We start from the raw sequence: 26,992 nt of genomic DNA, 5'->3' as shown, positions 1-26,992 counted from the left end.
GCCCGGTCAGCCCTCGAGCCGGTTGAGGTCGGCCACCTGAAGGCAGCTCATGCGGATGCGCGAGAGCAGGTTGAGGCGGTTGCGGCGCACCACCGGGCTCTCGGCATTGACCTGCACCGCCTCGAAGAAGGCGTCGATAGGCGCCCGCAGGGCGGCCATGGCGCTCATCGCCTCGGCGAAATCCTCGTTTGCGAGCGCGGGTTTGATGCGCGCGTCGGCGGCATCGAGCGCGGCGAAGAGCGCCTTTTCCTCGTCGACCTCGGCGAACTTGGCATCGGCGCCGAAGCTGTACTCGACCCCGTCCTTCTCCTCGGCCTGGGTGAGGATGTTGTTGGCGCGCTTGAAGCCCTGAACGAGGTTGGCGCCGTCCTCGGTGCCCAGCACCTCGCCAAGCGCCGTGGCGCGGCGCACCACCTGCGCGAGGTCGTCATTGCCCGGCATCGCCAAGACCGCGTCGATCACGTCGTGCCGCACGCCTTCGCCCTTGAGGTACACCTTGAGGCGGTCGTGGAAGAAGGCGAGCAGGTCGGCTCTTTTCTCTTCCAGCCCCTGCATGTCCATCGACTTGACGTACATGCTGAAGGGCGCCTCGAGCGGACCGCCCGGGGCTTGCAGCGGCAACTTGAGCCCGTTCACCAGCACCAGCCGGATCACGCCAAGGGCAGCGCGGCGCAGCGCGTAGGGGTCCTTGGAGCCGGTGGGCTTCTCGTCGATGGCCCAGAAGCCGGTCAGCGTGTCGAGCTTGTCGGCCAGCGCCACGGTGACCGAGACCGGTGCGGTCGGCACTTCGTCCGACGGTCCAAGCGGCGAGTAATGCTCTTCGCAGGCCGCGGCGACCTCCGCCGGCAGGCCGGCGGCCTCGGCGTAGTAGCGGCCCATAAGCCCCTGAAGCTCGGGGAATTCGTAGACCATCTCCGAGCTGAGGTCGGCCTTGGCCACGCGCGCCGCCTGTTCGGCGAGCGCCGCATCGGCGCCCACCATCGGCGCGAGCTCGCGCGCCAGCGCCGCGATGCGCTCGATGCGGTCGCGCTGCGAGCCGAGCTTGTTGTGGAAGGTCACGTTGCCCAGCCGCTCGGTCCAAGCCTCGAGCCCGGCGCTCTTCGCGACGCGCAGGTCGTTCTCCCAGAAGAACTTGGCGTCCGACAGGCGCGCCGAGAGCACCTTGTTGTTTCCCGCGAGGATGGTCGCGCCGTCATCCGAGGTTTCCACGTTGGCGACCGTGACGAACCCCTCGATGCGCCCGGTAGACGGATTCCGGACCGAGAAGAACTTCTGGTGCTCCTTCATGGAGGTCTGCAACACCTCCGGCGGCAGCTCGAGGAACTCTTCGTCGATCTTGCCCATCAGCACCACCGGCCACTCGACCAGACCGGCCACTTCGGCCAGCAGGCCGCGGTCCTCGACCACCTCGAGCCCCTGAGCAAAGGCGCGGTTGGTGGCGTCGTGCCAGATGGTCTCGGCGCGCTCCTCGGCCGAGAGGACGACCTTCGAGCGCTTCAGCTTGGTCTCGTAATCGGCAAACGACGTCACCTCGAACGGGCCATCGCCCATGAAGCGATGGCCTTCGGTGGTCCGGCCCGCCGCGATGCCGTCGATCTCCAGCGGCACGACCGTGTCGCCCGCCTCGGAACTCAGCACGCAGAGGATGCGGTGCAGCGGGCGCACCCAGCGCAGCGTGCCTGCGCCCCAGCGCATCGACTTGGGCCAGGGGAAGTTGCGGATCGCCGCTTCGAGCACCTCAGCCACGATCTCGGAGGCCGGGCGGCCCGGCTTCTCGATCACCGCGTAAAGGAAGGTGCCCTTCTTGTCCTCGCGCGCTTCGCATTGCTCACGGCTCACCCCGGCGCCGCGCAGGAAGCCCTCGATGGCCTTCTCCGGCGCATCGACCTTCGGGCCGCGGCGCTCTTCGCGGGTGGCGGGGGAGGCCTCGAGCAGGCCGCTCAGGGTCAGCGTCAAACGGCGCGGTGTCGAGAAGGCGGCGGCGCCGGCATAGGTCAGACCGTTCTCGACCAGACCGTCGGTGACGAGTTTCTTCAGATCCTCCGCAGCGCGCGTCTGCATACGGGCGGGGATTTCCTCGGAAAAGAGTTCGATCAGAAGGTCGGGCATAGTCTCACCAAAGCATCCGCCCGCGCCGGGATCGGCACGGGCTGTTGTTCGTCTCGGTGGATAACGGCCCAAGGGGCAGAGGTCCAGCGGTTAGCCGTCAGCTGGAAACCTCGTTCAGCTTGCCTTCGGCCTTGAGCTTGGCGCGGCGCGCCAGCGTCATCACGTCGTCGCCCGAGCGCCGCGGCACGATGCGGTAGGCGGCTTCGATAAAGTTCTCGACGGCAAAGCCGATCAGGCCAACCGCGACCACGCCCAGAAGGATGCGGCCAAAGGCGGCCGAGCGGATCTGGTCGAGGGCCGTGCCCACGCCGCCCGCTTCGCTGGGATCGACGGTCATGCCGGCATAGAAGATCGACACGCCGATGATGCCCACGACCACGCCTTCGGCCACCAGACCGAATTTCATCACCGGGTCGAGCTTGCGCGCCAGCGGCGTGACGCGGATGTCACGCTTGTATTTCTCGGTCAGACCCTTGTGGGCATAGTAGATGCCGGCGCCGATGGTCACGAGCCCGGCCGCCATCACCAGCCACGGACCCCACGGCATCGACATCAGCTTCTGGGTGGCGGTCTGTGCGCCGTCACCTCCGCTACCGCCGCTGCCCATGGCGGTGGAGGCCACCGAGACGCCGATGGCCCCGTGGATCACCCCGGTCACCGCCTGGCCGACGCGGGCGATGATGCCCTTGCCGTCGGTGCCGTGGCACTCGAGATCCATCCACGCATCGATGAGGCGCCACACCATGTAGGCGATCAGGCCGATGGCGATCGCCCAGAGTAGCGCCACGCCCCACGGCACGCTGCGCAGATCGGCCAACGCATCCGTGGTGCCCTCGGCTTGTCCGCCTCTCAAGGCGGCCAGCAGGGCAAGCCCCCCGACCACGGTATAAACGGCACCACGCGCGGCATAACCGGCGCGCATTACGGGAACGACCCACGCGGGGGCTTTGTCTGTCATCACTGTACTCCTCGGTTGTGGAGACAGCGCCCAGACCCCGCAAAAGGTTCCGCGCAATCTGTCCTTGGGCGCGCAACCCCCTGTCTTCTCTGGTTCGAAAATACCTCGGGGGAATCGCAGCCCCGCTGCGATGGGGGCAGCGCCCCCGGATGTCGGCCGGCCCCGGACCCGGCGCAACCGCAGGAAAGAAGGCCGCGCCCCGTCCCGCTGCGGTCAGTCGCGCGGCGGGCAGTCCTCGCCGAGCGGCGTGCCGTCATAGGACTTGTCGCCGCAATCGTTGATCTCTTCCCAGATGTAGCCGCGCCCGTCCTCGGTCACCGCGACCACCCGGTCGATGCCGTACTCGATGTTGCGCTGCGCGGTGTAGACATGCGCCTCGCCGGTCTCGACCAACGCGCCGATGGCCTCGGCGTCGAAGCAGCCGAACCAGAACGGCGCGTTGCGCGGCTCGGCGCCGTCGTAGCGCTCGAACCGCGCGTCGAGCGCCTGCGGACGCTCCGGCGTGGTAAAGCAGCCCCGGAAGCGGATCGGCGAGCTGATGGCGTCGATGCCCTCGAAATCGCCATAGGCGATATGCTCTGGCGTGCCGCCGCCGAGCGGGGTCAGGAAGACCTGACCGGCATCGTCCTCGACGCGCTCGTAGTAATGGAAGACCTGGAAGTAGTAGACACCGGCCCCGAAGAGCAGGGCGGTCACGATGATGGCGATGCCGAGGATCTTGCCGCTCATGTCTGCGCTCCGGTCCGGGTCGGTTTCTGGTTGCCGTGCCGCGCGGCTCAGGCCGCGTGGCCGCCGGCCTCTGTCATCACGAAGGCGTCGGCGCAGGCTTTCGCCAGCGCCCGCACCCGGCCGATATAGGCCTGCCGCTCGGTGACCGAGATCACGCCGCGCGCGTCGAGCAGGTTGAAGAGGTGGCTGGCCTTGATGCACTGGTCATAGGCCGGGTGGGCCATGATGATGCGCTTGCCGGTCTTGGGATCGACCGCCTCGGCGTCGAGCGCGCGCTGGCACTCGGCCTCGGCATCTTCGAAGTGCTTGAGCAGGGTCTCGGTGTCGGCCACGTCGAAGTTCCAGCGCGAGTATTCCTCCTCGGTCTGGCGGAACACGTCGCCATAGAGCAGCGGCTGCGGTGATTGCGGATCGTTGAACGGCATTTCCATGACGTGATCGATGCCCAGCACGTACATCGCAAGGCGCTCGAGCCCGTAGGTCAGCTCGCCCGACACCGGGGTGCAGTCATGCCCGCCGACCTGCTGGAAATAGGTGAACTGCGACACTTCCATGCCGTCGCACCAGACCTCCCAGCCAAGCCCCCAGGCGCCCAGCGTCGGGCTTTCCCAGTCGTCCTCGACGAAGCGCACGTCGTGCATCGACATGTCGATGCCGATGGCCTCGAGCGAGCCGAGATAGAGCGCCTGCAGGTCCGGCGGCGACGGTTTGATCAGCACCTGGAACTGGTAGTAGTGCTGCAGCCGGTTCGGGTTCTCGCCGTAGCGCCCGTCGGTCGGGCGGCGCGAGGGCTGCACGTAGGCGGCGGCCCAGGGTCTGGAACCGAGAGCGCGCAGCGTGGTGGCCGGGTGGAAGGTGCCGGCACCGACTTCCATGTCGTAGGGCTGCAGGACGGCGCAGCCCTTGGCGGCCCAATAGGTCTGCAGTCGCAGGATGATCTCCTGGAAGCTCCGCGGTTTGGTGCTGGTGTCGGTCATCGCATCGGCCCTGTCTGAGAGTTGCGGACTGATTATGCGCCACAGGCGCAAGGGTCAATTGCGGGGCTGACCATATTTTGAGGTGACGCCCCGACCGGCTCTGTTAAACACGTCGCCAGAGCAAAAGAAGATTTCCGACGCAAGGGACAGATACAGGGATGTTGAGGTCAATACTGATGGCGGGCGCGACGACCGTGCTGGTCGCGCAGGCTGCCATCGCGCAGGAGCGGGTGTTCATCCAGATCGAGGCGCAGCCGAGCCTGACGCAGGCCGAGGCGGCGCTGCGCGGCTATGCCAGCCGGCTCGACAACGTCAACGGCTTCTCGCTGGGCGGCGGCTGGTACGGCATTGCGCTGGGCCCCTACAGCCCCGACGATGCCGGGCAGCTGCTGCGCAACCTCCGCGCCAACGGGGTGATCCCGCGCGACAGCTATCTCGCCGCAAGCTCGGAATACCGCGACCAGTTCTGGCCGGTGGGGGCGGGGCTTGCCACCGACGCCCCGGTGCAGACGGCGCCGCAGCCCGAGCCCGCTGAGCCGCGCGCCGAAACGCCGTCCGACACACCTGTGGTCGAGGCCGCGCCCGAGCGCGAGCCCGCGCCGCAGCCAGCGATCGAGGAGACCCCGCGCGAGGCTCGCGCCAGCGAGGCGCAGCTCAACCGGGCGCAGCGCGAACAACTGCAGATCGCCCTGCGCTGGGCCGGGGTCTACGACGCCGGCATCGACGGCGCCTTCGGAGCCGGCACCCGCAACGCCATGGCGGCGTGGCAGTCGCAGAACGGCTTCGACGCGACCGGCATCCTGACCACCGCGCAGCGCGCCGCCCTTATGGGCCAGTACAATGCCGTGCTCGACGGGCTCGACATGCGGCTGGTGCAGGACGAGCGCGCCGGCATCCGCATCGAGATGCCCACCGCCGTCGTCGGCTTCGACCGCTACGAGGCCCCCTTCGCGCTCTACGAGCCCACCGGCGATCTGCAGGCGCGGGTGCTGCTGATCAGCCAGCCCGGCGACCGCCAGAGCATGGGCGGTCTCTACGAGATCATGCAGACGCTCGAAATCGTGCCGCTCGAAGGCCCGCGTGAGCGCACCGGCAGCGGCTTCACCCTGACCGGCACCAACAGCCGCATCACCAGCCACACCGAGGTCAGCCTGCGCGACGGGCATATCAAGGGCTTCACCCTGATCTGGCCCGTCGGCGACGAAGAGCGGCGCACGCGTGTCCTTGGCCTGATGCAATCCAGCTTTGCCACCTCCGACGCGGTGCTCGACCCGGCCCGGGTCAGCGACGCGGGGCAGGCGGTCGATCTTGTCTCTGGCCTCGAGATCCGCAGGCCCATCGCCACGGTTTCGGGCTTCTTTGTCGATGCCGGCGGCGCGGTGGTGACCTCGTCCGACGCGGTGGCCACCTGCGGGCGCATCACCCTCGACGATGTCTACGACGCGACGGTGGCGGCACGCGATCCGGCGCTCGGCGCCGCCCTGCTGCGACCCGAGAGCGCGCTCGCCCCGCGCGCTGTGGCCTCCTTCCGGCAGGGCAGGCCGCAGCTCGCCTCCGAGGTCGCCGTGGCGGGCTACCCGTTCGGCGGCGTGCTGAGCGCGCCCACCCTGACCTTCGGCGCCCTCGAGGACATTCGCGGTCTGCACGGCGAAGAGCAGTTCGACAGACTCGCACTGGCGGCGCAGGCCGGCGATGCGGGCGGCCCGGTGGTGGATGCCGGCGGCGCCGTGCTGGGGATGCTGCTGCCCAAGACGCAGGACGGCCGGGCGCTGCCCGACGATGTCGCCCTTGCCGTCGATGCCTCTGCGCTGCAGGCCTTTCTCAACGACGCCGGGCTGCGCAGCTCGGTGGCGCAGGGCGAGACCGCCATGGCGCCCGAGGACCTGACCGCCGCCGCCGGCGCGATGACCGTGAAGGTCAGCTGCTGGGAATGAACCCGGCCCGGCCCGCGTCCGCTTAACCGCCCGGGTTTCACCGCCCTCGGGCGGTGGCGCCTTCGGGGGAATTCAGCCCCGGAGGTTCGACGCATGGCTCTCTCGGGCCGATCCTTGCGGCCGATCCCGACGGTATGTCGGGGCTCTCCGCGCCGTGCCTGACATGGTCTGGTGATCCTCTCTATCTCCCCGCGCATTCGGCGGCAGGCGGCTGCATCGCGCCGTGCCGCTGCCGCCCGTCAGGGTGGCCCTCCGTGCAGGGCCGCCTGAAGAGACCGGGGGCGCCATTGTAGGGCCGGCCATCACGCTCAACTATCACGCCAAGGCGCCGTTGCTGCCGATCCCGTGGGCGGATTTTCCCATGCGACATCATGGCGGTGAAGTTTCTGCGACGGTGCTGGCCCTCGTCGATCTCGCGGGCTACCTCGGGTGTCGATACAACTTGAGGGGAATCACAGATGGGTCTTTTCGGAATCGTCCTGTCGCTGGGTCTGCTGATGTATCTCGCCTATCGCGGGATCAACGTGCTGATCCTCGCGCCGCTGCTGTCGGCGCTGGCGGTGCTGATGTCGGGCGGTCTGCCGGTGCTGGCGACCTACACGCAGGTCTTCATGGAAAGCCTCGGCGGCTACGTCATCACCTATTTCCCGCTCTTCCTGCTGGGCGCGATCTTCGGCAAGGTGATGGCCGATGGCGGCGCCGCGCGCACCATCGCCGAGCGCATCGTCGACTGGGTCGGGCCGGGGCAGGCGATCCTTGCCGTGGTGCTGGCCTGCGGCGTGCTGACCTACGGCGGCGTGTCGCTTTTCGTGGTGGCCTTCGCGATCTATCCCATCGCCAACGCACTGTTCCGCCGCGCCGACGTGCCCAAGCGGCTGCTGCCGGCGGCCATCGCGCTGGGTTCCTTCACCTTCACCATGACGGCGTTTCCCGGCACCCCGGCGATCCAGAACGCCATCCCGATCCCGTTCTTCGGCACCAACGTATTCGCCGCGCCGCTGTTCGGCACGCTGGCCGGCCTGATCATGCTGGGCGGCGGCACGCTGTGGCTCAACCGCCGCCGCGCCAGCGCGCAAGGACGGGGCGAGGGCTATGGCGAGCACGACACGACCGGCGCCGACAGCACGCTGCCCTCGGACGTGAAGCTGCCGAATTTCGCCGTGGCCATCGCGCCGGTGGTGGCGGTGATCGGCCTCAACGCGCTGTTCACCTACGTGGTGATTCCGACCATGTCCGCCGACTACCTCGCCGAGCCGCAATACGGCGAGACCACGCTGAGCTCGGTCGCGGGGATCTGGGCCATCATCGTCTCGCTGACCCTGTCGATCCTGCTGGCCATCGCGCTCAACTGGCGCCGCTTCAAGGATGTGCTGGAGACGGTCAACACCGGCACGATGGGCTCGCTCCTGCCGGTGTTCAACACCGCCTCCGAGGTCGGCTACGGCGCGGTGATCGCCTCGCTGCCGGCCTTCGGCATCATCCGCGACGCGGTGCTGGGGCTGTTCCCGAACAACCCCGTGGCCTCGCTCGCGGTGGCGGTGAACGTGCTGGCCGGGATCACCGGCTCGGCCTCGGGCGGCATGTCGATCGCGCTGAACGCGCTCGGCGAGCAGTTCGCCGAGATGGGGCAGGCGCAGGGCGTGAGCATGGAGCTGATGCACCGGGTCACGGCGCTGAGCTCGGGCGGCTTCGATGCGCTGCCGCACAATGGCGCGGTCATCACGCTGCTGGCAATCACGGGCCTGACCCACAAGAAGAGCTACGGCGACATCTTCGTGGTGGCGGTGGCGATCCCTGTGCTGGCGACGATCGCGGTGATCGTGCTGGGCTCGCTGGGCCTCTGAGGTCCGAAACCGCCGCTTTTCTGGGCGGCGCGCTCAGATCAGGACGGAAACGCGGAGGGCCGGTGCTGCAACGCAGCATCGGCCCTCTTGATTCACGCGATCTTTGCTTAGGGTGAGGGAGGGAGGACCGGACCAACTCATGCTGAAGGATCTCTCCTCATGTGCCTGACCGCCGAAGCGCTCTTCCTCTTCCTGTCCGTGCTGCCACCGGAAATCGTCAAAATCACCGAGGCCCGTATCACCGTCGCGGCCGAAACCCGCGACGCGGTCTGGCTGGCCAAGGGCGACGAGTGGTGCACCTCCGCCCCAGAGATCGACGCTGCGATCCGACACGGACGCGGCGAGGTGCTCTGAGCGCTGCCGCAACGCAAAGGCCCGCGCCGGTGAGGGCGCGGGCCTGATCCGGCCAGGGCGGCCGGATGGATCACAGAGCGATCAGTTCTTCGCCTTGTCGACCATCTTGCCGGCGGAGATCCACGGCATCATGTCGCGCAGCTTTTCACCGACCTGCTCGATCTGGTGCTCGTCATTGGCGCGGCGCGAGGCCTTGAGGGTCGGCTGGCCGACCTGGTTCTCGAGCATGAAGTCGCGCACGAACTTGCCCTTCTGGATGTCGGTGAGGACCTCCTTCATGCGCTTCTTCGTCTCCTCGTAGGGGAGGATGCGCGGGCCGGTGACGTACTGGCCGTACTCGGCGGTGTTGGAGATCGAGTAATCCATGGTGGCGATGCCGCCTTCATAGATCAGGTCGACGATCAGCTTCACCTCGTGGAGGCACTCGAAATAGGCCATCTCGGGGGCGTAGCCGGCTTCCACCAGCGTCTCGAAGCCGCAGCGGATCAGCTCGACGAGGCCGCCGCAGAGCACGACCTGCTCGCCGAAGAGGTCGGTTTCGCACTCTTCGCGGAAGTTGGTCTCGATGATGCCCGAGCGGCCGCCGCCGATGGCCGAGCAGTAGGACAGGCCGATTTCCAGCGCCTTGCCGGTGGCATCCTGATCGACGGCCACGAGGCAGGGCACGCCGCCGCCCTTGACGTATTCGCCGCGCACGGTGTGGCCGGGGCCCTTCGGCGCCATCATGATGACGTCGACGCCGGGCTTCGGCTCGATCAGGCCGAAATGCACGTTCAGGCCGTGGGCGAAGGCGATCGCCGCGCCGTCCTTGAGGTTGTCGTGGACGTATTTCCTGTAGGTCTCGGCCTGAAGTTCGTCGGGCATGGTGAACATGATCAGGTCGCACCACGCCGCCGCTTCGGCGATGCCCATGACCTGCAGGCCCTCGGCTTCGGCCTTCTTGGCCGAGGCGGAGCCTTCGCGCAGGGCGACGACGACGTTCTTGGCGCCGCTGTCGCGCAGGTTCAGTGCGTGCGCGTGGCCCTGGCTGCCATAGCCGAGGATCGCCACTTTCATGTCCTTGATCAGGTTGATGTCGCAATCGCGGTCGTAATAAACGCGCATGGTCTCGTCCTTCCTAGGTGATCTCGTTGTGGCGGGCAATCTAGCTGGCGGGTGGCGATGGTGCTTGCGTAGTTCATGGGAATTCCGCAAATTGGCGAAAGATCATTCTCTTATTTGCGGATTTGCGGGGAAATCATGCTCAACGATACCGACCGGCGCATCCTGCGCCAGTATCAGGCCGCGCCGGAGACGCCGTCGACCGAGCTGGCGGAGCGCGCGGGCGTCACGCCCTCGACGCTGGCGCGGCGGCTGGCGGCGATGCGCGAGGGCGGCGTGCTGCGCGGCGTGCGCGGCGTGGTGCACTGGCCGGCGCTCGGCTACGACATCGAGGTGATGCTGCGGGTGACGCTGGAAAAGACCGATCCGAGGGCCTTCGACGAGTTTCTCGCCGGCGCGCGCGGGGTGCCGGAGGTAACCGAGATCCAGACCTTCCTCGGCTCGGTCGACATCCGCCTTGCGGTGATCGCCCGCGATCTCGCGCATTACCAGGCGCTTTACCGGGAGAAGCTGCTCACCCTGCCGCATATCGCCGATATCGAGGCGCTGATGCATGTGTCGCTGGTGAAATCCGACGAAACGGTGCCGCTGTGAGCGCGCTCGAAGACCTCGACGAGATCGACCGCGCCCTGATCCGGGCGCTGGCCGAGGATGCCAATGCCAGTGCCGGGGCGCTCGGGCGCCGGCTGGGCCTGTCGCAACCGGCCTGCTGGCGCCGCATCCAGCGGTTGCGGGCGGCGGGCGTGTTCCGGGGCGCGCGGCTCGATCTCGATCTCGAGCGGCTGGGGTTCGGGGTGACGGTGTTCCTCGGCATCAAGCTTGCGACCAAGGGCCGGGTCAGCCTCGAGGATTTCGAGCGCGCGGTGCGGGCGATCCCGGAGGTGCAGGTGGTCGACCACGTGCTCGGCGCCTTCGACTACCGGCTGCGGGTGGTGGCGCGCGACCTGCCGGATTTCGAGCGCGTTCTGCGGCGGCGCATCATGACCCTGCCGGGGGTCGGCAATGTCGAGGCCAACGTGATGCTGAGCGAGGAGCGCCGCCCCGGGCCGGTCTGATCGTCGGGAGGCGGGACGGCGCTCGCCTGCGGCAATCGCCCCGCCCGCCGTCCCGCCATGCCGCCCTTCGGAGGCGTTGCGTTTGCGGCGCGATGGGGTATCGAGGGGCAAACAGACAGGAGCTTGCCATGCCGCTGCGCGATGATGTCGATCCCAATGGGCTCGAGGAATTCTCGGTCGTCTTCACCGACCGCTCACTCAACCACATGTCCGCCGACTTCCAGCAGGTGATGCGCGACATCTCGTCGATGCTGCGCGAGGTCTACGGCGCCGAGGGCGTGGCGCTGGTGCCGGGCGGCGGCACCTTCGGCATGGAAGCGGTGGCGCGCCAGTTCGGGCAGGGCGCCAAGGCGCTGGTGGTGCGCAACGGGTGGTTCTCGTTCCGCTGGTCGCAGATCTTCGACGCGGGCGGCTTCGGCGGCGAGGTCACGGTGATGAAGGCGCGCCAGACCGGCAACGCGCCCACGGCCCCGTTCGCGCCCGCGCCGATCGAGGAGGTGGTCGAGGCGATCCGCCGCGAGGCGCCGCAGATCGTTTTTGCGCCGCACGTGGAAACCAGCGCCGGCATCATCCTGCCCGACGATTACATCCGCGCCATGGCCGAGGCCGCCCACGAGGTCGGCGCGCTGATGGTGCTGGACTGCATCGCCTCCGGCTGCGTCTGGGTCGACATGGCCGAGACCGGCGTCGATGTGCTGATCTCGGCGCCGCAGAAGGGCTGGTCGGCCACGCCCTGCGCCGGGCTTGTCATGCTGTCGCAGCGGGCGCTGGAGCGGATGGAGGAGACCACCGCGAATTCCTTCGCCATGGACCTCAAGAAATGGCGCGAGATCATGGCCGCCTACGAGGCCGGGGGCCACGCCTATCACGCCACCCTTCCGACCGATGGGCTGAAGATGTTCCGCGACGCGATGATCGAGACCCGGGAAATGGGCTTCGAGGCCGCCAAGGCCGCGCAGTGGGCGCTGGGCGACAAGGTGCGCGCGGCGCTGGCCGCGCGTGGCATCGCCTCGGTCGCCGCCGAGGGCTTCGCCGCGCCCGGCGTGGTGGTGAGCTATACCGCCGATCCGGAGATCAAGACCGGTCGGGCATTCGCCGAGAAAGGCGCCCAGATCGCCGCCGGCGTTCCGCTGCAATGCGACGAGCCTGCCACGTTCTCGACCTTCCGCCTCGGGCTTTTCGGGCTCGACAAGTTGGCCGATGTCGACGGCACCGTGGCCCGGCTGGAGGCGGTGCTCGACGAGGTCGTCTGACTGGCACTTCCGCAGGACGGGGGGCTGTCGCCTGTCGCCTGTCGGATTGAAGGTGCGCCTCTATGAAAAAAAAGGAGGGGGCGCTGCCCCCTCTTCGCGCTGCGCGCCAATTCACCCCCGAGGTATTTTCGAACCAAAGAAGCCATGAGCGCCGCGCCCCTGGCTTCTCTTCGTCGAAAATACTCCCGCCGGAGGCAGGCCGGACCGTGCCGTCGGCGGGATCTCTGGCAAGGGCACGGCGGGGGACACGAGCCCGGGGCGCGGCTCAGGTTCGGGTGCCGAGCCCCAGCTGCATCAGTGTGCGGCGCACCGGCGCGATGCCGTAGAAGGCGTCGAGCGCCTTGGCGCGGGCGTCGCGCAGCGGCGGCGCCGACAGCATCGACGTGCGGTTGAGCAGCGTGATGCCGGCCACCCGGGCGCGGATGTCGAGGATGCGCTGGCGGTGGTAGCGCTCGAGCATCTGCCGGTCGCCAAGCCGCTCGGGCGCCTCGAGGGCGAGCGCGTGCAGCGCGCGCAGGTCGTTGAGGGACATGTTGAGCCCCTGCGCGCCGATCGGCGGCACCACATGCGCGGCCTCGGCCACCAACGCCAGCCGTTCCCCCGCGAGGCGCTCGGCGTGCTGGGCGATGATCGGCCAGAGCGTGCGCTGCGAGGCCAGCGTCAGCGGCCCCAGAATGTGGCAGGAGCGTTCCGACATCGCGGCCTCGAGCGCGGGCGTGTCGAGCTTGAACAGCGCCTCTGCCTTCGGGCCTTCCTCCATCCAGACCACCGCCGAGGAGGGCTGGCCGTCGAGGTCTGGCAGCGGCACGAGGGTGAACGGCCCGCCGGTGCGGTGAATCTCGGTCGAGACGTTGCCATGCGGGATCGGGTGGGTCACCGCGAAGGCAAGCGCCTTCTGGCCGAACCGCGTGGTCCTGACCCCGATCCCGGCGGCGCGGCGCATCGGCGAGTTGCGCCCGTCGGCGGCGATCACCAGGCGCACATTGGCGTGGGTGCCATCGGAGAGCCCGACACGGGCGCCGGCCTCGCGGGTGAAGAGCGTGGTGGTGCCGGTGCCGGGGCGGAAGTCCACCCCTGGCATCTCGTGCAGGTGCGCCGAGATCTCGCGCCGCAGCAGCCAGTTGGGCAGGTTCCACCCGAACGGCCGCTCGGAGATGTCCTCGGCGTCGAAATCGCGGGTGACGCGCGGCTCGGGACGCTCACCGCCGGCATCGATGATGCGCATGACCTGCAGCGGCATGGCGTGGCTCTCGAGCCGGGCCCAGAGGCCGCACTGGTCGAGGAAATCCCGTGCCGGCTGCAGGAAGGCGGTGGTGCGCAGGTCGGCGCCCGCGGCCTCGCGCTCGGTCACCGGCGGGGCCGGGTCGACGCACAGCACCGAGAACCCGGCGGAGCCGAAGGCGGCGGCCGCGGTCAGACCCGCGATGCCGCCGCCCGAGATGAGAATGTCGTAATCCATGGCCGCTCTCCTTTGCCTCTCTATCTAGGGCAGGCCGGCGCCGGAGGCCATGTGCCTTACTTGCCTATGGTGATCAGCAGGATCGCGCCGTAGCAGACCGGCACGCAGGCCAGCGCCGACATGGCGAGACCGACGGCGCCCCAGGTGACGGTCGCGGCGATCACCAGCGCGAGGAACAGGGCGATGCCGGCATAGAGCTTGGCCTCGAGGCTGGGTCCCTCGCGGCGGGTTTGGGAAGCGGTGAGGGCGGTGTCGGCGGCGGTGGCCATGGTCATGCTGAGATCTCCTAGCGGGTGTCGCGGCACCGCCCGGGGGCGGCGGGTGTGCAGGGGAGATAAGGGGCCTCAGGCCGCAGGGCATCTGGCAGAATTGCCGCAGGCACGAAATGTCGCACCCTGCGCGCTCGGGCGAGCGGGCAAGATGCGCGACAGCTCAGCGCAGGCCGCGCAGGAAGCTGCCGAGATCGTCCGTGTGGTGCTGGATGTGATCGCCCACGCCGCGCTCGGGGGCCACGTGCACGGTGCGCATCCCCATGGCGTGCGGCGCGGCGAGGTTGCGCGGGTCATCCTCGAACATCGCGGCCTGCGTGGGATCGGTGCCGTCGAGCGCGAAGACGGCGCGGAAGGCGCCTTCCTCCGGCTTGGGGCGGTAGCCGGCGTGCTCGACCCCGTAGATCGCGTCGAAGGCCGCATCCAGCCCGCGCGCGCGCAGCACCTGCGCCGCGTAGGGGGCGCTGCCATTGGTGTAGACGATCTTGCGACCGGGCAGCGCGGTGATCAGCTCGGCTAGATGCGGATCGGGGGTGAGCGCATCGAAGGTGATGTCGTGCACCTCCTCGAGATAGGCCTCGGGATCGATCTTGTGCTCGGCCATCAGCCCGGCCAGCGTGGTGCCGTGCAGGTGCCAGTAGGTCTTGCGCAGGGTGTCGGCCTCGCCGTGATCGGCGCCGGTGATGCGCATGACGAAATCGGTCATCTTGCGCTCGATCTGGTCGAAGAGCCGGGCCGCGGGCGGGTAGAGCGTGTTGTCGAGGTCGAAGACCCAGTGACGCACGTGAGAAAAATGCTGTTTCACCATGGCCATGATCCTAATCCCGCCGCGGCAGCGCGGCAATGGGCGCATTGATCCCGGCGGCCTGATGGCGCTATCGTCGCGCAACCCCCCGAGGAGACTTGCATGACCCAGATCCGCACCCCGAACAAGGACGCCTACACGCTGATCCTCGAGGCCATCGATTCCGGCGTCTACCGCCCCGGAGACCGCCTCGTCGAGAGCGAGCTGGCCGAGCGTTTCGGGGTGTCTCGTACGCCGATCCGCGAGGCGCTGCAGCGGCTCGAGACGCAGTCTCTGCTGGCGCGCGACGGGCGGTCGCTGATCGTTGCCTCGCTCGATCACAACCAGATGGCCGAGCTCTACGTGGTGCGCACCGAGCTCGAGGGGCTGGCGGCGCGGCTGGCCGCGCGCCACGCCACCGAGGAAGAAATCCAGGTGATGCGCGACATGGTCAGCGAGGACCGGGCGCTGCTCGACGATCCCTCGGTGCTGGCCCGGGCCAACCGGCGCTTTCACAAGCGGATCCATCTCGCGTCGCACAACCGCTTTCTCGTGCAGCAGCTTGATCTCGTGCACCGCTCCATGGCGCTGATGGCGACCACCTCGCTCGCGGCGCAGGGCCGGGGCGAGATCGCTCTGGCCGAGCACAAGGCCATCGTCGATGCGATCTCGCGGCGTGATGAAGATGCCGCCTACAAGGCGCTGCGCGACCACATCTCGGTGGCCTTCGTGACGCGGCTCAAGCTCGACAGTCACAAGATCGACTAGGGCATTCCTCGCGGGGTGCGCTCGGGCAGGTCGGCGCCGTCGTGGTCCGGGGCGGAGTGGCCGTGCATCGTCTTGTCCCAATAGAACGGGCGGGTGACGAGCTCGAACAGCGCCTTGTAGATCGCCACCGTGGCCAGCGGGAAATACAGAAACAGCGTCGGCACCCAGGGCAGCAGGCCCCGGTGGGGGCTGCGTGCGACCGCGGCGACGCTGACGGTCAGCGAGATCGCCTCGGCGACGAGGAAGCCTCCGAACAGCGTCTGCGTCTGGGGTCCATCGAGGCCGGCGAGCGCGGCGGGCTGCCAGCCGAGCAGCAGCAGCCAGAAGCTCCAGAGCGCGGGGGCGAGCAGGAACTGCAGGATCGTGGTGAGGAACAGGATCTGCATCGCGAGGAACCGCCACGCGCCGAGGTTGCGCAGCAGCACCAGCGGCCTCCGGCTGTGCACCAGCCAGGTGATCATGTAGCCTTTGAGCCAGCGCGACCGCTGCCGGATCCACGGCCATGCCCGGTTGTTGGCTTCCTCGCGGGTGACCAGCGGCACGAGGTCCGTGACATAGCCGAAGCGGGCGAGCCGAATGCCGAGGTCGGCGTCCTCGGTGACGTTGTGGGCGTCCCAGCCGCCGACCCGGTCGAGCGCGCCGCGGCGGAAGAACACGGTGGTGCCGCCGAGCGGAATGGGGCAGCCGAGCCGGGCGAGCCCCGGAAGCACGAGGCGGAACCACGTGGCGTATTCGATGGTGAAGCAGCGGGACAGCCAGTTGGCGTGGGGGTTGTAGAAATCGAGGATGCCCTGAAGGCAGGCGGTCTCGGGCGGGGCGCGGCTGAAATGTCCGGCCACCCTGAGAAGCTGGTCGGGGGCGGGCGAGTCCTCGGCATCGTAGATCCCCACGATATCGCCCCGGGCGAAGCTCAGGCCGTAGTTCAGCGCCCTCGGCTTGGTGGCGATCGGCCCGGTCGGCACCTCGATCACCCGCATCCAGGGAGGCAGTCGGATGGCCGAGAGCGCTGCCCGCGTGGTGTCGTCGCCGGCCTCGAGCAGCAGCAGCACCTCGAGCCGGTTGCGCGGATAGTCGAGCCTTGAGAGCCTGTCGAGCAGCGCCGCCGCGATGCGCTCCTCGCGAAAGAGCGGCACCAGCAGCGAGATGCGCGGCAGACGCGCGGCCCGCGGGGCTGCGTCCGGCGCCGGGTGGCGGCTGGCGAGTAGCGCGGCAAGGCGGGTGATCTGGGCCAGCAGCAGCACCGCGATGGCAAGCGAGGCCGCAGCGACGAAGAAGACCGCGGGGGCGAGGGCGAGGGTGGTCAGCCCGGTCAGCGCAAAGCCGCCACCGACAAGCGCCCGACGCGGTGTGAGCCGGTTCAGATCGCGACAGCTCAGCTCCGGGGGCAGACGGGTTTCGGCGTCGCGGGCCAGCGCGGGGCCATGGCGGGCGGCGATCTCGGCATGGATGTCGGCGAGAGATGCGGTGGCCATGGCCACCTCGCCACACCCCGGGGGAAGGGCGGCGCGCGCCGCGTCGAAACGCTCGGGTCGTGCGGTCGCGAGATACAGGATGTCGCCGTCTCGCCTCCACGGCAGGGCGGCGTAGCGCAGGCAGAGCTCTGGCGGCAGCAGGGGGGCGAGGGCGGGATCGGGCGGGCGTTGGTCGCGCGAGAGTTGCGGAACGGCACCGCGCCAAACCGGGGCGGGGGCTTCCGAAAACTGCGTTCCGCGCTCTGGCGCGACCGAGAACGGCCTCGGCCCGGCGCCGGTCGAAGCCGCGGGCGCCACGGCGTCGGCCCCGCGTGGCAAGCGGGTCGAGCGGAAGACCGGTCTGCTCTCTGGCATGAACCCCTCCTGTACCGAAACAGGAAGGGTTCTGGAGACTTATGGTAAAGCGTCGGTTAATTCCGGCGCGGCGCGCCGAAATTTTGCCGCAATCACATCGCCTGAACGAAGCGCTCGAACAGGTAGAAGCTGTCCTGCGGGCCGGGGCTGGCTTCGGGGTGGTGCTGGACCGAGAACACCGGCCGATCGCTCATGCGTATGCCGCAGTTAGAGCCATCGAAAAGCGAGACATGGGTCTCGACCACACCGTCGGGCAGCGACTGGCCGTCGACCGCGAAGCCGTGGTTCATCGAGGTGATCTCGACCTTGCCGGTTTGCAGTTCCTTGACCGGGTGGTTGGCGCCGTGGTGGCCGTGGTTCATCTTGACGGTCTTGCCGCCAAGCGCCAGCGCCAGCATCTGGTGGCCGAGGCAGATCCCGAAGACCGGCAGGTCGGTATCGTCGAGGATGCCCTTGATCATCGGCACGGCATAAGCGCCGGTCGCGGCGGGGTCGCCGGGGCCGTTCGACAGGAACACGCCATCGGGATTGTGCGCCAGCACCTCGTCCTTGGTCGCGCTGGCAGGCAGCACGGTGACGTCGCAGCCGGCCGAGGCGAGGCAGCGCAGGATGTTGCGCTTGGCGCCGTAGTCGATGGCGACCACCTTCTTCTTGGGCGCGGTCTGCGGCGCGTAGCCCTCGGGCCAGGCCCACCGCATCTCGTTCCAGCGGTAGCTCTGGGCGCAGGTCACGCCCTTGGCCAGATCCACGCCGGTCAGGCCCGGGAAGGCGCGCGCGGCCTTGACCAGCGCCTCGACGTCGAAGTTGCCGTCGGGGTCATGCGCCAGCGCCACGTGCGGCGCGCCGGATTGCCGGATGGCGCGGGTCAGCCGCCGCGTGTCGACGCCGCCGATGGCGATGCGCCCGCGCGACGCCAGCCACTCGGAAAGCTCCTGCACCGCGCGCCAGTTCGACGACTGCGTCGGCATCCACTTGACCACCATGCCCGCGGCCACCGGATCCTGCGTCTCGTCATCCTCGGGGTTCACGCCGACATTGCCGATATGCGGGAAGGTGAAGGTGACGATCTGGCCCGCGTAGGACGGATCGGTCATGATCTCCTGATAGCCGCTCATGGCCGTGTTGAAGCAGAGCTCGGCCTCGGTCTGGCCGGTGGCACCGAACCCCTGCCCGTAGAACAGCGTGCCATCGGCAAGGGCGAGGCAGGCGGTAGGTTTGGCGATCGGCGGCATGGCGCGACTCCTCTTGGCAGCTGGCAGACGGCAAATTGCGCCTTAGGTAAGGTGCGCGGGACTTGGGGTCAAGAGCTATCCTGAAAACGGAATGTGTTGTAAATCAATGGCTTGGCGGTAGGTCGCGCAGAGTTGCGCTGCGCCGGGCCTTTCGGTAGGTTGGGCGCTTGAAACGTCAACGGGGATAATCGTTTCCATGCAATTGCGAGAACGCATCTCGGCTGCGACCAAGCAGGCGATGAAGGACCGGGCGAGCGACAGGCTGTCGACGCTGCGGCTTATCAACGCCACGTTCAAGGATCGCGACATCGCGGCTCGGAGCGCGGATGGCGAGTCCAAGGTCGACGAGGCCGAACTGCTGGCGCTGCTGGTGAAGATGGTCAAACAGCGCAAGGAAAGCGCGCGGACCTACGAGGAGGGCGGACGGCTTGACCTCGCGGAGCAGGAACTGGCCGAAGTCGAGGTGATCGAGGAATTCCTCCCCAAGCCGATGAGCGACGAGGAAATCTCGCAGGCCATCGACGAGGCCATGGCCGAGGTCGGCGCCAGCTCGATCCGCGACATGGGTCGCGTGATGGGGGTGCTCAAGGGGCGCTACCAGGGTCGGATGGACTTCGGCGCCGTGGGCCCGATGGTCAAGGACCGGCTCGCCGCGGCGGGCTGATCTTCTAAGGCCTCTCCGAAAGGAGCGCTGGCGGCGGGACTGTTGCTCAGGGCTCGGGGAATTGCCTCCGGGCCGCCGCCCAGTCCCGTGGAGCGACGCGGAAGCGCTGCACGAAGCGGGTCTTGAACCCGACCCGCCCGCGCCGCGCGCCGAAGTTCTCACCGTGATTGAGAACGTAGAGCACCGAGGGCCGGCGCAGCGCCGACAGGTCGCGCCCGGCCAGCGCCGCCAGATACGGAAACATGCGGTGCTCGTGCGCGGTCATCTCTCTCAGGAAGGCCGCGCTCTCGGTTAGCCTGGGGTCGTGCAGCAGCGCAGAGCACGAGCCGCAGAGCTTCCAGAACGGCTTGCGCAGGGGCATCGACAGGCGGCGCGGACCGGCCAGCGCGACGTCGCCGGTGGCGTGGTCCATGACATAGCCGGTCTCGACGAGGTAGCCGGCCTCCTGCCGCTCAAGCATTTCGGACACCGTGCCGTCGCGCAGCAGGTCGTCGGCATCGAAGCTCATGACATAGCCCGGGCCGCCCTCGCGCGTGGCGAGGTGGTCGCAAAGCGCGGCCAGCTTGCGCCACTTGTCGTTGCCCGGCGTCGGATCGTCAAAGGGCAGCCAGCTGAGCCGGGGATCGTCGGGCAGGGGCGGGCGCTCCTGACAGCAGATCACCGCCTCCCACGCGCCATTCTGCCGGCGAAAGCTCTCGACGGTCTGCTGTAGCCGCTCGGTCACCGCCTGCCAGTCGCCCACGTGATGCGGCCCGACCAGCGGCACGAGGAAGATCACCTTCTCCGCTTTCGGTCGGGGCGTGCCGCGCGCCGCGCTCCTCAGCGCCAGCGCCGCCTGCTCCGAGGGCGCCGGCGACAGCCGCGCGGCCAGCGACGGGGCGAGGGTGGCCGCGAGGCGCAGGCTTGCGCGTTTCAGCTTGGGCGTGGCGGGGGCCTGGGCCATGAGAAATCCTTGCAGGGACCGGGGCGGCGTCAGGGGTGAGCGAGCACGCGCACCCGGTCGCTCAGTTCGGCGAAGAGGGTCTTGCGTTCGTCTTCGCTCAGAAACGCGCCGATCTCAACCTCCCGCCCGCTGCCCTGCAGCGTGACGTAATAGGGCACCGGGCCACCGCGCTCGTGCATCGCGACCTTGACCCAGTAGGGATTGCCCTCCCAGTCCTGATCCGGCCCGCGCGGGTTGTGGCGCACGAGGCGCAGGGTCTCGTGGTCGATGGTGAGGATTTCGAGGATCTGCCGGTCGCGGTTGTTGCGTCGGATCGCGACCCAGATGCCGATCACGACGACCAGCATGAAAGGCAGCAGTCCCCAGAGCAGCACCGTGCCGATCAGGCCGAAGAACGGGATCAGCGCCAGCAGGAAGAAGCTCAGGATGAAGATCGAGAAACCCTCGGCCGAGAGCGACTGGTGCGGCCAGAGATGCAGCTCTGCCCGGTCGGTCGGTGTCTCGGTCTGTTCCCAGCGATACGGCATGACGGGCGAAATCTAACACCTCCGGCGGGTCGGTCGACAAGAAAGATGTCGCGGAGAGGCAGCTATGGTGGCGTTGCCGATGCCGGTGAGGGCCAAGCCTAGCTTGCCGATGCGTAAGGGGCGCGCCGTCTGGACGTCGCGCGAGGCAGATCAGGAGGCGCGAAAGAAAAAGGCCCCGGAGCGTGCTCCGGGGCCTTTGGTCTCTAAGGGATCAGCGTGGCGCTCAGTGCGCGTGCTGCTTGTCCCAGTCTTCGCGCTTCGGCAGCTGCTCGAAGGTGTGCTCCGGCGGCGGCGAGGGCAGGGTCCACTCGAGCGTGTCCGCGTATTCGTTCCACGGGTTGCGCTCGGTCGCCGGTGCGCCCTTGCGGATCGTGTAGATCACGATGCCGAAGAACAGCAGGAACGAGGCGAAGGAGAGCAGCGCGCCCCAGCTCGACACGAAGTTCCAGGTGGCGAAGGCCTCCGGGTAGTCGATGTAGCGGCGCGGCATCCCCTGGCGGCCCAGAAAGTGCTGCGGGAAGAAGGTCAGGTTCACGCCGATGAAGAACATCCAGAAGTGAAGCTTGCCCAGCGTCTCGTTGTACATCTTGCCGGTCATCTTCGGCAGGTAGAAATAGACCCCCGCGAAGATGGTGAAGGCCGCACCCATCGACATGGTGTAGTGGAAGTGCGCCACGACATAGTAGGTGTCGTGATAGGCGCGGTCCACGCCGGCCTGGCTCAGAACGATGCCGGTCACGCCGCCGATGGTGAACAGGATCAGGAAGCCGAGGGCGAAGAGCATCGGCGTCTTGAACTCGATCGAGCCGCCCCACATCGTCGCGATCCACGAGAAGATCTTAACGCCGGTGGGCACCGCGATCACCATGGTGGCGAGCATGAAGTAGCTCTGCTGACGCAGCGACATGCCGACGGTGTACATGTGGTGCGCCCACACGACGAAGCCGAGCGCGCCGATCGCGATGATTGCCCAGACCATCGGCAGGTAGCCGAAGACCGGCTTGCGCGAGAAGGTGGCGATCACGTGCGACGCGATGCCGAAGCCCGGCAGGATCACGATGTACACTTCCGGGTGGCCGAAGAACCACAGGATGTGCTGGTAGAGGATCGGGTCGCCGCCACCTGCGGGATCGAAGAAGGTGGTGCCGAAGTTGCGGTCGGTCAGCAGCATGGTGATGGCGCCGGCCAGAACCGGCAGGGCCAGCAGGATCAGCCACGCGGTGACAAAGATCGACCACGCGAAGAGCGGCACCTTGAACAGCGTCATGCCCGGGGCACGCATGTTCAGGAAGGTGGTGATGATGTTGATCGCGCCGAGGATCGACGAGGCGCCCGAGACGTGCACCGCGAAGATCGCGAGGTCGGTCGACATGCCTGCCTCGGTGGTCGAGAGCGGCGGGTACAGCACCCAGCCGATGCCCGAGCCGAGCTGGCCGTTGCCGCCGGGCGAGAACACCGAGCAGATCGCAAGCGTGGTGCCCGCGGCGTAGAGCCAGAACGACAGGTTGTTCATCCGCGGGAACGCCATGTCCGGCGCGCCGATCTGCAGCGGCATGAAGTAGTTGCCGAAGCCGCCGAAGAGCGCCGGAATCACCACGAAGAACATCATCAGGATGCCGTGTCCGGTGATCAGCACGTTCCAGAGGTGGCCGTTGGGTGTGCAGTTCTCGGTCGCGGTCGGAATCAGGCGCGCCCCTTCCATGCACATGAATTGAACGCCCGGCTCCATGAGCTCGAGTCGCATGTATACGGTGAAGCTCACCGAAATGAGGCCCACGATCGCCGAGGTGATCAGGTACAGAATCCCGATATCCTTGTGATTCGTAGACATGAACCAGCGGGTGAAGAACCCCCGGTTATCCTCATGTTCGTGGCCGTGAATGGCGGCGTCTGCCATTGTCTGCCTCCTGTTGGTCCGTCCCTGGCGGCTGCTCGAAAACCACAACCCACCTCTCTTTCAAGTGTCTCTTTTAGAATGTCCCTAAGGATGCGGCAATATAGGGGTTTGATCTGGATCAAACTTTATTGTCGCACCTCCCTTGCGAGAGGGCTACGCCCTCCCAATGGGGGCGGCGCGGGCATGCCCGAGCTCTGCCTTTACCTGATCGGCGCTTCTGCGCTCAACCCTCGGCTGTCTCAATCCGCGACTTGACGGAAGGGGACCGGAGGCGTCAGGTTTTCCCTACCTGCAGGCATCTCGATTTGGTGGTAGGGTGAAGACATTAATAACAAGTGACTTTTTTAAAGAGTGGAGACGCCCGCGATGGCTTCTTTCCAGCATTCGGTTTTCGTTTCATTTTGGCGTACATTTTCGCGCTGGATTTCGGCGCCGTTCTGCAGCCGCAGACAGGAGGTCCTCGACCAGCGCGCGACGCTGCGATCGATGTCAGACGACGACCTCCACGAGCATGGGCTGACACATGACGACCTTCGAGACGACATGTTCCGCGTGCCCTGACCGGGCGTCTCCAAAAAATCTCCCCTTGTCCGACCGCTGTCGGGCATCTGCGCGCCTGTCAGTGTCGTCCCCACCCGGACAGCGCGCCTGACCGGAGCGGCGCGCTCCCCTGAGCGTCGCTCCGGTCGATTCCCGGAAGGCCCCCCTTCGATGAACGATTCGCCGCCCGCGCCCGTGATTGCCGTCGCCTCCGAGCTTGCGGAGATCGAGGCAGTCGTTGACGCGGCCTACCGGCCCTACGTGGCGCGGATGGGCCAGACGCCCGGGCCGATGCGTGACGATTACGCCGCCCATGTGGCCGCCGGACGGCTGCGCATCCTGCGCGACGCGCACGGGGTGGCGGGGCTGCTGGTCCTGATCCCCGAAGGCACGCACATGCTGCTCGACAATGTCGCCGTCGCGCCGCGGGCGCAGGGCCGGGGCTATGGCCGCCTGCTGCTTGATTGTGCCGAGGCCGAGGCGCGACAGCAGGGCTTTGCCGCGATTCGCCTCTACACCCATGTGAGCATGGTCGAAAACGTCGCGATCTACACCAAGCGCGGCTATGCCGAGACTCACCGTGCAGAGGAGAACGGACTGCGGCGCATCTACATGGAAAAGCCGCTGCCCTGAGCGGCTCAGTCGCCGAAGACCTCTGTGAAGCTGCGCTTCAGTGCCACGTCGATGTCGGCCATGCAGACCGGCAGGCCGAGATCGACAAGGCTGGTGACGCCGAACTCGGTGATGCCGCAGGGCACGATGCCCTCGAAATGCGACAGATCCGGTTCGACATTGATCGAGATGCCGTGGAAGCTCACCCATTTGCGCAGGCGGATGCCGATGGCGGCGATCTTGTCCTCGGTCATGCGGCCGTCGGGCAGGTGTGGCCGGTCGGGGCGCTCGACCCAGACGCCGACCCGGCCCTCGCGGATGTGGCCGGTGACATTGAACTCGGCCAGCGCCGCGATCACCCAGGCCTCGAGCTGCTGCACGAAGCGGCGGATGTCGCGCCCGCGCCGGTTGAGGTCGAGCATGACGTAGATCACCCGCTGGCCGGGGCCGTGATAGGTGTACTGCCCGCCGCGCTTGCTGTCATAGACCGGGAAGCGGCCGGGCTCGCGCAGATCCTCCGCCCGGGCCGAGGTGCCCGCGGTGTAGAGCGGCGGGTGCTCGAGCAGCCAGATCGCCTCGTCGGCCTCGCCCGCGGCGATGGCGGCGGCGCGCGCCTCCATGAAGGCCACGGCCTCTTCATAGCCGGTCAGGCCATCGGATGTGATCCACTCGGTCATGGCAAATCGGCTAGGCCCAGTCGGGCAGGGCGTCAAGAGCACATGGCCCCGCCTGGAGGGAGACGGGGCGCCGGAATGCCGCTGTTCGCGGGGAAATGAAAAAATCTTCGCGTCGGTGCATTTCCCTCTTTTCATCCCCCGCAGGCTTTTGTAGAGACCCCTTCACCAAGTCAGGACAGTGCGGTCGTGGCGGAATTGGTAGACGCGCAGCGTTGAGGTCGCTGTGGGGTAACTCCCGTGGAAGTTCGAGTCTTCTCGACCGCACCATTCTCTCCGAACATCGGTGAGCGAGCCTTCGGGCGAACCGGACCTCCGGTGTCGACCGGGTCTATACTGCTGGATTTTTCCTCCTGTTTCGATCCGCTGCGTCTCGCTCTTGCGTCGCCTTTATTGGCATCGGCCTGTGTGGACCGTCCGCGCCGCGAACGCTCTGCGAAAACATGCCGCGGCGAGCCGGTGTCTCCAAGTTCTCAATCAACTCAAGCCGTTGCGAGCGTCTCGATTCGACGGTCGTGGTCCGGCTGGCTCTCCGCGCCCTCATCGCAATCGGCAGGGCAGGGGTGATGCGTGAGTCTTGCTCAGGCCGTCCATCCCCGTCCCGTTCGTCGATTCTGAACCGAATGGCAGAGGCATCGCGTCCGCGCGCTGGGACCGGGCGCCTCAGTTGACCCGGTAGATGCGCAGGGCGCTCTCGGGGGCATCGGTCGGGATCTCGGTCAGGAAGCCGGGCACCGCGCCGCTCTCCAGAGCATAGCCAAAGCCGTCGAAGCCCGCCCTGGCGAGGGTGCTCAGCTCGGGGTCTTTCAGGCAGACCAGCATGTAGTCGACACCATATTTCTGGAGCGCGGCGCGTGCGGCCTCGGGGGTTGCGGCGAGCGTGATCTCGAGCTGCGCGCGCATCCCATCTTGATTGCGGTGATAGGGCGCCGAGAGCGTGCGATGTCCGCTGTGCAGCAGCACGCGGGTGCCGAAATTCGACGGCGCTGAAACCACGCCCTCGGGCAACGCGGCGAGCGCGGCCATGGCGCCGGGTGTGAAGCAGGCCAGCGTGTCGCGGTCTGGCGCGGCCGGGGTGGCGTTGCCGGAACGGGCGACATGCTGGGTCAGAGTCTCGGCGCCGTTTGAAAGCTGCACCCAGCTCATCGGAAGGGCGAGCAGGGTGAAGGCCAGTGCCGCGAGGCCCCAGCCGGTGCCGCGCCCGTCGCGCCAGCCGCGGTGCAGGGCCGCGGTCGTGACGCCCATCACCGGGGCGGAGAGCGCGGTGAGCGCGAACACGCCGCGCAGCTGGTAGCTGCCGATGGCGAGGGCGCAGCCGATCAGGATCCCGACCAGCAGCCACGCGCCGCTGCGCCGGCGCCATGCGTAAGAGAGCGCCAGCGCGAGTGTCGCGAGGCCCAGCAGGTAGTAGCCGAAGAGGAACGGCTCGGCGTCCGTGGCGATCAGGTCCGCGAGGCTGCGGGCTTCGCGCACGAACGCCATCCAGCGGGCGTCGAGATAGGGATCGAGCGCGCCGTAGGGCTCCGAGAGGCAGGCGGGCGTGGCGGCCAGCGTCAGGGCACCGACCCCGGCGAACAGGCCGAGCAGCACGCCCGCGCGGGTCCTAAGCGGGCGGTGCGACACGGTTGCCGCGGCCAGCGCCATGGCGCCCACGCCAAGCGCCACCGGCAGTGCGAGGTCGATGGCAAAGGCATCGCAATAGCCGCCCGCATAGGCCGAGGCGGGGGCGAGCGCGGGAAAGAGCAGCGCCAGCCCGCCGACCGCGCCGAGCGCGAAGCGCAGGACCGGGCCGCGCTCGACCGCGCCGTGGGCCAGCCAGAAGCCCGCCATGCCGAAGGTGCAGAGCGCCAGTAGGGGCAGGGTCTCGACCCCGATGGCGAGGCTTGCGGCGAGCGCCAGACCCGCCGCCACCGGCAGCACGCGGCGGTCGCGGCGGTCGATCACGCCCCAGAGCAGCAGCAAAAGCAGCGCGACCTGCGCGTTGTGGTGGTCGATGGCGCCGGGCAGGAAACGGGCGTCGCCCCAGAACATGCCAGCCGCCAGCGCCCCGGACACCGGACCCGCCGCGGCGCCGCCGAGCGCCGTGCCGATCCGTGTCACCAGCGCGACGACGGCGGCCAGCATCAGCAGAGGCCAGACGGTGAGCGCCCGCGCCTCGGCGTGCAGGCGATCGGCGAACAGGTCGAAGAGCAGCACCAGCCCCGCCAGCGGCGCGTCGATCAGGCGCGACCAGTGCATCTCGAACCCGCCTTCGAGGCCGAGCCGGCTCTGGGTCAGGTCGAACCAGCCCTGACCGGCGAGCAGATCGCGGACGCTCACCAGCCGCATCGCCGAGTCGTTGCCGAGCGCAAAAAGCAGCTCGGGCCCGGCAGGGGCGCGGGCCAGCATCATCAGCGCGACATAGGCGAAGGCGATGGCGGGCAGCCATCGCAGGAGCGGGCTGTGTGGCGCGGGATGCTGGGTCATTCTGACGGCTCTGACGA

24 protein-coding genes and 1 tRNA gene are annotated in these 26,992 nt (G+C 68.0%); 10 read left to right on the top strand and 15 right to left on the bottom strand.

Annotated elements, in window-relative coordinates:
• Positions 1-6: 6 nt before the first annotated feature.
• The 4 genes from glyS to LCM15_RS04690 all read right to left on the bottom strand — a co-directional run bounded on the left by glyS (position 7) and on the right by LCM15_RS04690 (position 4,773).
• Positions 7-2,109: a glycine--tRNA ligase subunit beta gene (gene glyS / locus LCM15_RS04705; protein ID WP_224853593.1), complete on the bottom strand. Its 2,103-nt coding sequence runs from the start codon at positions 2,107-2,109 to the stop codon at positions 7-9.
• Between the two features lie 97 nt (positions 2,110-2,206).
• Positions 2,207-3,067, bottom strand: coding sequence for a DUF1206 domain-containing protein (locus tag LCM15_RS04700; protein ID WP_224853590.1), 861 nt, complete (start codon positions 3,065-3,067; stop codon positions 2,207-2,209).
• Between the two features lie 213 nt (positions 3,068-3,280).
• Positions 3,281-3,796, bottom strand: a complete 516-nt coding sequence (locus tag LCM15_RS04695; protein WP_224853587.1) for a DUF6446 family protein — start codon at positions 3,794-3,796, stop codon at positions 3,281-3,283.
• A 47-nt stretch (positions 3,797-3,843) separates the two neighbouring features.
• A complete protein-coding gene (locus LCM15_RS04690; RefSeq protein WP_224853584.1) occupies positions 3,844-4,773 on the bottom strand; it encodes a glycine--tRNA ligase subunit alpha in 930 nt (309 codons plus the stop codon).
• A gap of 176 nt (positions 4,774-4,949) precedes the next feature.
• Between LCM15_RS04690 and LCM15_RS04685 the strand changes: the two genes are divergently transcribed.
• From LCM15_RS04685 to LCM15_RS04675, 3 genes are all read left to right on the top strand, one after another.
• Entirely contained in the window at positions 4,950-6,707 is a 1,758-nt protein-coding gene (locus LCM15_RS04685; RefSeq protein WP_224853582.1) for a serine protease, read from the top strand.
• A 458-nt stretch (positions 6,708-7,165) separates the two neighbouring features.
• Complete coding sequence (locus LCM15_RS04680; protein WP_224853580.1) at positions 7,166-8,551, top strand: GntP family permease; 1,386 nt, start codon at positions 7,166-7,168, stop codon at positions 8,549-8,551.
• Positions 8,552-8,710: 159 nt separating this feature from the next.
• Positions 8,711-8,905 carry a hypothetical protein gene (locus LCM15_RS04675; RefSeq protein ID WP_224853578.1) on the top strand — a complete coding sequence of 65 codons (195 nt, stop codon included), beginning with the start codon at positions 8,711-8,713 and terminating at the stop codon, positions 8,903-8,905.
• A gap of 81 nt (positions 8,906-8,986) precedes the next feature.
• Here the strand turns inward: LCM15_RS04675 and ilvC are convergent, their stop codons facing one another.
• Entirely contained in the window at positions 8,987-10,009 is a 1,023-nt protein-coding gene (gene ilvC, locus LCM15_RS04670; protein WP_224853575.1) for a ketol-acid reductoisomerase, read from the bottom strand.
• 135 nt (positions 10,010-10,144) lie between these two features.
• Here ilvC and LCM15_RS04665 point away from each other — a divergent pair, with 135 nt between their 5' ends.
• From LCM15_RS04665 to LCM15_RS04655, 3 genes are all read left to right on the top strand, one after another.
• On the top strand, positions 10,145-10,600 hold the full coding sequence (locus LCM15_RS04665; RefSeq protein ID WP_224853572.1) for an Lrp/AsnC family transcriptional regulator: 456 nt from the start codon (positions 10,145-10,147) through the stop codon (positions 10,598-10,600).
• Positions 10,597-11,061, top strand: coding sequence for an Lrp/AsnC family transcriptional regulator (locus LCM15_RS04660; protein ID WP_007798330.1), 465 nt, complete (start codon positions 10,597-10,599; stop codon positions 11,059-11,061). Before LCM15_RS04665 ends, LCM15_RS04660 begins: the two co-directional genes overlap by 4 nt.
• A gap of 128 nt (positions 11,062-11,189) precedes the next feature.
• Complete coding sequence (locus LCM15_RS04655) at positions 11,190-12,314, top strand: aminotransferase class V-fold PLP-dependent enzyme (RefSeq protein ID WP_224853569.1); 1,125 nt, start codon at positions 11,190-11,192, stop codon at positions 12,312-12,314.
• Positions 12,315-12,579: 265 nt separating this feature from the next.
• On the opposite strand, the gene LCM15_RS04650 is transcribed toward LCM15_RS04655, so the two are convergent.
• The 3 genes from LCM15_RS04650 to LCM15_RS04640 form a co-directional block, all read right to left on the bottom strand.
• A complete protein-coding gene (locus LCM15_RS04650; protein ID WP_224853566.1) occupies positions 12,580-13,773 on the bottom strand; it encodes a UbiH/UbiF family hydroxylase in 1,194 nt (397 codons plus the stop codon).
• A gap of 56 nt (positions 13,774-13,829) precedes the next feature.
• Positions 13,830-14,048 (bottom strand): hypothetical protein, encoded by a 219-nt coding sequence (locus LCM15_RS04645; RefSeq protein WP_224853563.1) that lies wholly within the window; start codon positions 14,046-14,048, stop codon positions 13,830-13,832.
• A gap of 157 nt (positions 14,049-14,205) precedes the next feature.
• Positions 14,206-14,850 carry a pyrimidine 5'-nucleotidase gene (locus LCM15_RS04640; RefSeq protein ID WP_224854574.1) on the bottom strand — a complete coding sequence of 215 codons (645 nt, stop codon included), beginning with the start codon at positions 14,848-14,850 and terminating at the stop codon, positions 14,206-14,208.
• Positions 14,851-14,949: 99 nt separating this feature from the next.
• On the opposite strand from LCM15_RS04640, the gene LCM15_RS04635 reads away from it, so the two are divergent.
• Positions 14,950-15,594 (top strand): GntR family transcriptional regulator, encoded by a 645-nt coding sequence (locus LCM15_RS04635; RefSeq protein ID WP_224853561.1) that lies wholly within the window; start codon positions 14,950-14,952, stop codon positions 15,592-15,594.
• On the opposite strand, the gene LCM15_RS04630 is transcribed toward LCM15_RS04635, so the two are convergent.
• Together LCM15_RS04630 and carA are read right to left on the bottom strand one after the other, a co-directional pair.
• Complete coding sequence (locus tag LCM15_RS04630) at positions 15,591-17,420, bottom strand: glycosyltransferase family 2 protein (protein ID WP_224853558.1); 1,830 nt, start codon at positions 17,418-17,420, stop codon at positions 15,591-15,593. The genes LCM15_RS04635 and LCM15_RS04630 overlap by 4 nt on opposite strands.
• A gap of 92 nt (positions 17,421-17,512) precedes the next feature.
• A complete protein-coding gene (carA, locus tag LCM15_RS04625) occupies positions 17,513-18,652 on the bottom strand; it encodes a glutamine-hydrolyzing carbamoyl-phosphate synthase small subunit (protein ID WP_224853555.1) in 1,140 nt (379 codons plus the stop codon).
• 196 nt (positions 18,653-18,848) lie between these two features.
• On the opposite strand from carA, the gene LCM15_RS04620 reads away from it, so the two are divergent.
• A complete protein-coding gene (locus tag LCM15_RS04620) occupies positions 18,849-19,316 on the top strand; it encodes a GatB/YqeY domain-containing protein (protein WP_224853552.1) in 468 nt (155 codons plus the stop codon).
• 46 nt (positions 19,317-19,362) lie between these two features.
• On the opposite strand, the gene LCM15_RS04615 is transcribed toward LCM15_RS04620, so the two are convergent.
• From LCM15_RS04615 to ctaD, 3 genes are all read right to left on the bottom strand, one after another.
• Entirely contained in the window at positions 19,363-20,259 is an 897-nt protein-coding gene (locus LCM15_RS04615; RefSeq protein ID WP_224853549.1) for a hypothetical protein, read from the bottom strand.
• Positions 20,260-20,288: 29 nt separating this feature from the next.
• Positions 20,289-20,786, bottom strand: a complete 498-nt coding sequence (locus tag LCM15_RS04610) for a DUF2244 domain-containing protein (RefSeq protein WP_224853547.1) — start codon at positions 20,784-20,786, stop codon at positions 20,289-20,291.
• Positions 20,787-21,009: 223 nt separating this feature from the next.
• Positions 21,010-22,683 (bottom strand): cytochrome c oxidase subunit I, encoded by a 1,674-nt coding sequence (gene ctaD / locus LCM15_RS04605; RefSeq protein WP_224853544.1) that lies wholly within the window; start codon positions 22,681-22,683, stop codon positions 21,010-21,012.
• A gap of 711 nt (positions 22,684-23,394) precedes the next feature.
• Between ctaD and LCM15_RS04600 the strand changes: the two genes are divergently transcribed.
• The gene (locus tag LCM15_RS04600; RefSeq protein ID WP_224853543.1) at positions 23,395-23,856 is read left to right on the top strand and encodes a GNAT family N-acetyltransferase; all 462 of its coding nucleotides are present in this window, start codon (positions 23,395-23,397) and stop codon (positions 23,854-23,856) included.
• A gap of 5 nt (positions 23,857-23,861) precedes the next feature.
• On the opposite strand, the gene lipB is transcribed toward LCM15_RS04600, so the two are convergent.
• Positions 23,862-24,512 (bottom strand): lipoyl(octanoyl) transferase LipB, encoded by a 651-nt coding sequence (gene lipB / locus LCM15_RS04595; RefSeq protein WP_224853541.1) that lies wholly within the window; start codon positions 24,510-24,512, stop codon positions 23,862-23,864.
• 180 nt (positions 24,513-24,692) lie between these two features.
• Between lipB and LCM15_RS04590 the strand changes: the two genes are divergently transcribed.
• Positions 24,693-24,779, top strand: a tRNA-Leu gene (locus LCM15_RS04590).
• A gap of 393 nt (positions 24,780-25,172) precedes the next feature.
• Here LCM15_RS04590 and LCM15_RS04585 read toward each other — a convergent pair.
• Positions 25,173-26,975: a hypothetical protein gene (locus tag LCM15_RS04585; protein WP_224853539.1), complete on the bottom strand. Its 1,803-nt coding sequence runs from the start codon at positions 26,973-26,975 to the stop codon at positions 25,173-25,175.
• Positions 26,976-26,992: the final 17 nt, after the last annotated feature.

This window comes from Salipiger bermudensis, from assembly GCF_020171625.1.
GTDB classification, from domain to species: domain Bacteria; phylum Pseudomonadota; class Alphaproteobacteria; order Rhodobacterales; family Rhodobacteraceae; genus Salipiger; species Salipiger bermudensis_B.
The sequence above is the reverse complement of the archived record's forward strand: the minus strand, read 5'-3'. Positions and strand labels throughout refer to the sequence as shown.

What these genes read in the sequence shown, in the direction of transcription:
- LCM15_RS04630 (WP_224853558.1), bottom strand. Translation starts at nt 17,420, where the DNA reads ATGCCAGAGAGCAGACCGGTCTTCCGCTCGACCCGCTTGCCACGCGGG.
- LCM15_RS04635 (WP_224853561.1), top strand. Translation starts at nt 14,950, where the DNA reads ATGACCCAGATCCGCACCCCGAACAAGGACGCCTACACGCTGATCCTC.
- ilvC (WP_224853575.1), bottom strand. Translation starts at nt 10,009, where the DNA reads ATGCGCGTTTATTACGACCGCGATTGCGACATCAACCTGATCAAGGAC.
- LCM15_RS04680 (WP_224853580.1), top strand. Translation starts at nt 7,166, where the DNA reads ATGGGTCTTTTCGGAATCGTCCTGTCGCTGGGTCTGCTGATGTATCTC.
- LCM15_RS04695 (WP_224853587.1), bottom strand. Translation starts at nt 3,796, where the DNA reads ATGAGCGGCAAGATCCTCGGCATCGCCATCATCGTGACCGCCCTGCTC.
- LCM15_RS04655 (WP_224853569.1), top strand. Translation starts at nt 11,190, where the DNA reads ATGCCGCTGCGCGATGATGTCGATCCCAATGGGCTCGAGGAATTCTCG.
- LCM15_RS04645 (WP_224853563.1), bottom strand. Translation starts at nt 14,048, where the DNA reads ATGACCATGGCCACCGCCGCCGACACCGCCCTCACCGCTTCCCAAACC.
- LCM15_RS04665 (WP_224853572.1), top strand. Translation starts at nt 10,145, where the DNA reads ATGCTCAACGATACCGACCGGCGCATCCTGCGCCAGTATCAGGCCGCG.
- LCM15_RS04610 (WP_224853547.1), bottom strand. Translation starts at nt 20,786, where the DNA reads ATGCCGTATCGCTGGGAACAGACCGAGACACCGACCGACCGGGCAGAG.
- LCM15_RS04675 (WP_224853578.1), top strand. Translation starts at nt 8,711, where the DNA reads ATGTGCCTGACCGCCGAAGCGCTCTTCCTCTTCCTGTCCGTGCTGCCA.
- carA (WP_224853555.1), bottom strand. Translation starts at nt 18,652, where the DNA reads ATGCCGCCGATCGCCAAACCTACCGCCTGCCTCGCCCTTGCCGATGGC.
- LCM15_RS04615 (WP_224853549.1), bottom strand. Translation starts at nt 20,259, where the DNA reads ATGGCCCAGGCCCCCGCCACGCCCAAGCTGAAACGCGCAAGCCTGCGC.
- LCM15_RS04690 (WP_224853584.1), bottom strand. Translation starts at nt 4,773, where the DNA reads ATGACCGACACCAGCACCAAACCGCGGAGCTTCCAGGAGATCATCCTG.
- LCM15_RS04620 (WP_224853552.1), top strand. Translation starts at nt 18,849, where the DNA reads ATGCAATTGCGAGAACGCATCTCGGCTGCGACCAAGCAGGCGATGAAG.
- LCM15_RS04700 (WP_224853590.1), bottom strand. Translation starts at nt 3,067, where the DNA reads ATGACAGACAAAGCCCCCGCGTGGGTCGTTCCCGTAATGCGCGCCGGT.
- lipB (WP_224853541.1), bottom strand. Translation starts at nt 24,512, where the DNA reads ATGACCGAGTGGATCACATCCGATGGCCTGACCGGCTATGAAGAGGCC.
- LCM15_RS04600 (WP_224853543.1), top strand. Translation starts at nt 23,395, where the DNA reads ATGAACGATTCGCCGCCCGCGCCCGTGATTGCCGTCGCCTCCGAGCTT.
- LCM15_RS04640 (WP_224854574.1), bottom strand. Translation starts at nt 14,850, where the DNA reads ATGGTGAAACAGCATTTTTCTCACGTGCGTCACTGGGTCTTCGACCTC.
- LCM15_RS04685 (WP_224853582.1), top strand. Translation starts at nt 4,950, where the DNA reads ATGGCGGGCGCGACGACCGTGCTGGTCGCGCAGGCTGCCATCGCGCAG.
- glyS (WP_224853593.1), bottom strand. Translation starts at nt 2,109, where the DNA reads ATGCCCGACCTTCTGATCGAACTCTTTTCCGAGGAAATCCCCGCCCGT.
- LCM15_RS04650 (WP_224853566.1), bottom strand. Translation starts at nt 13,773, where the DNA reads ATGGATTACGACATTCTCATCTCGGGCGGCGGCATCGCGGGTCTGACC.
- LCM15_RS04585 (WP_224853539.1), bottom strand. Translation starts at nt 26,975, where the DNA reads ATGACCCAGCATCCCGCGCCACACAGCCCGCTCCTGCGATGGCTGCCC.
- ctaD (WP_224853544.1), bottom strand. Translation starts at nt 22,683, where the DNA reads ATGGCAGACGCCGCCATTCACGGCCACGAACATGAGGATAACCGGGGG.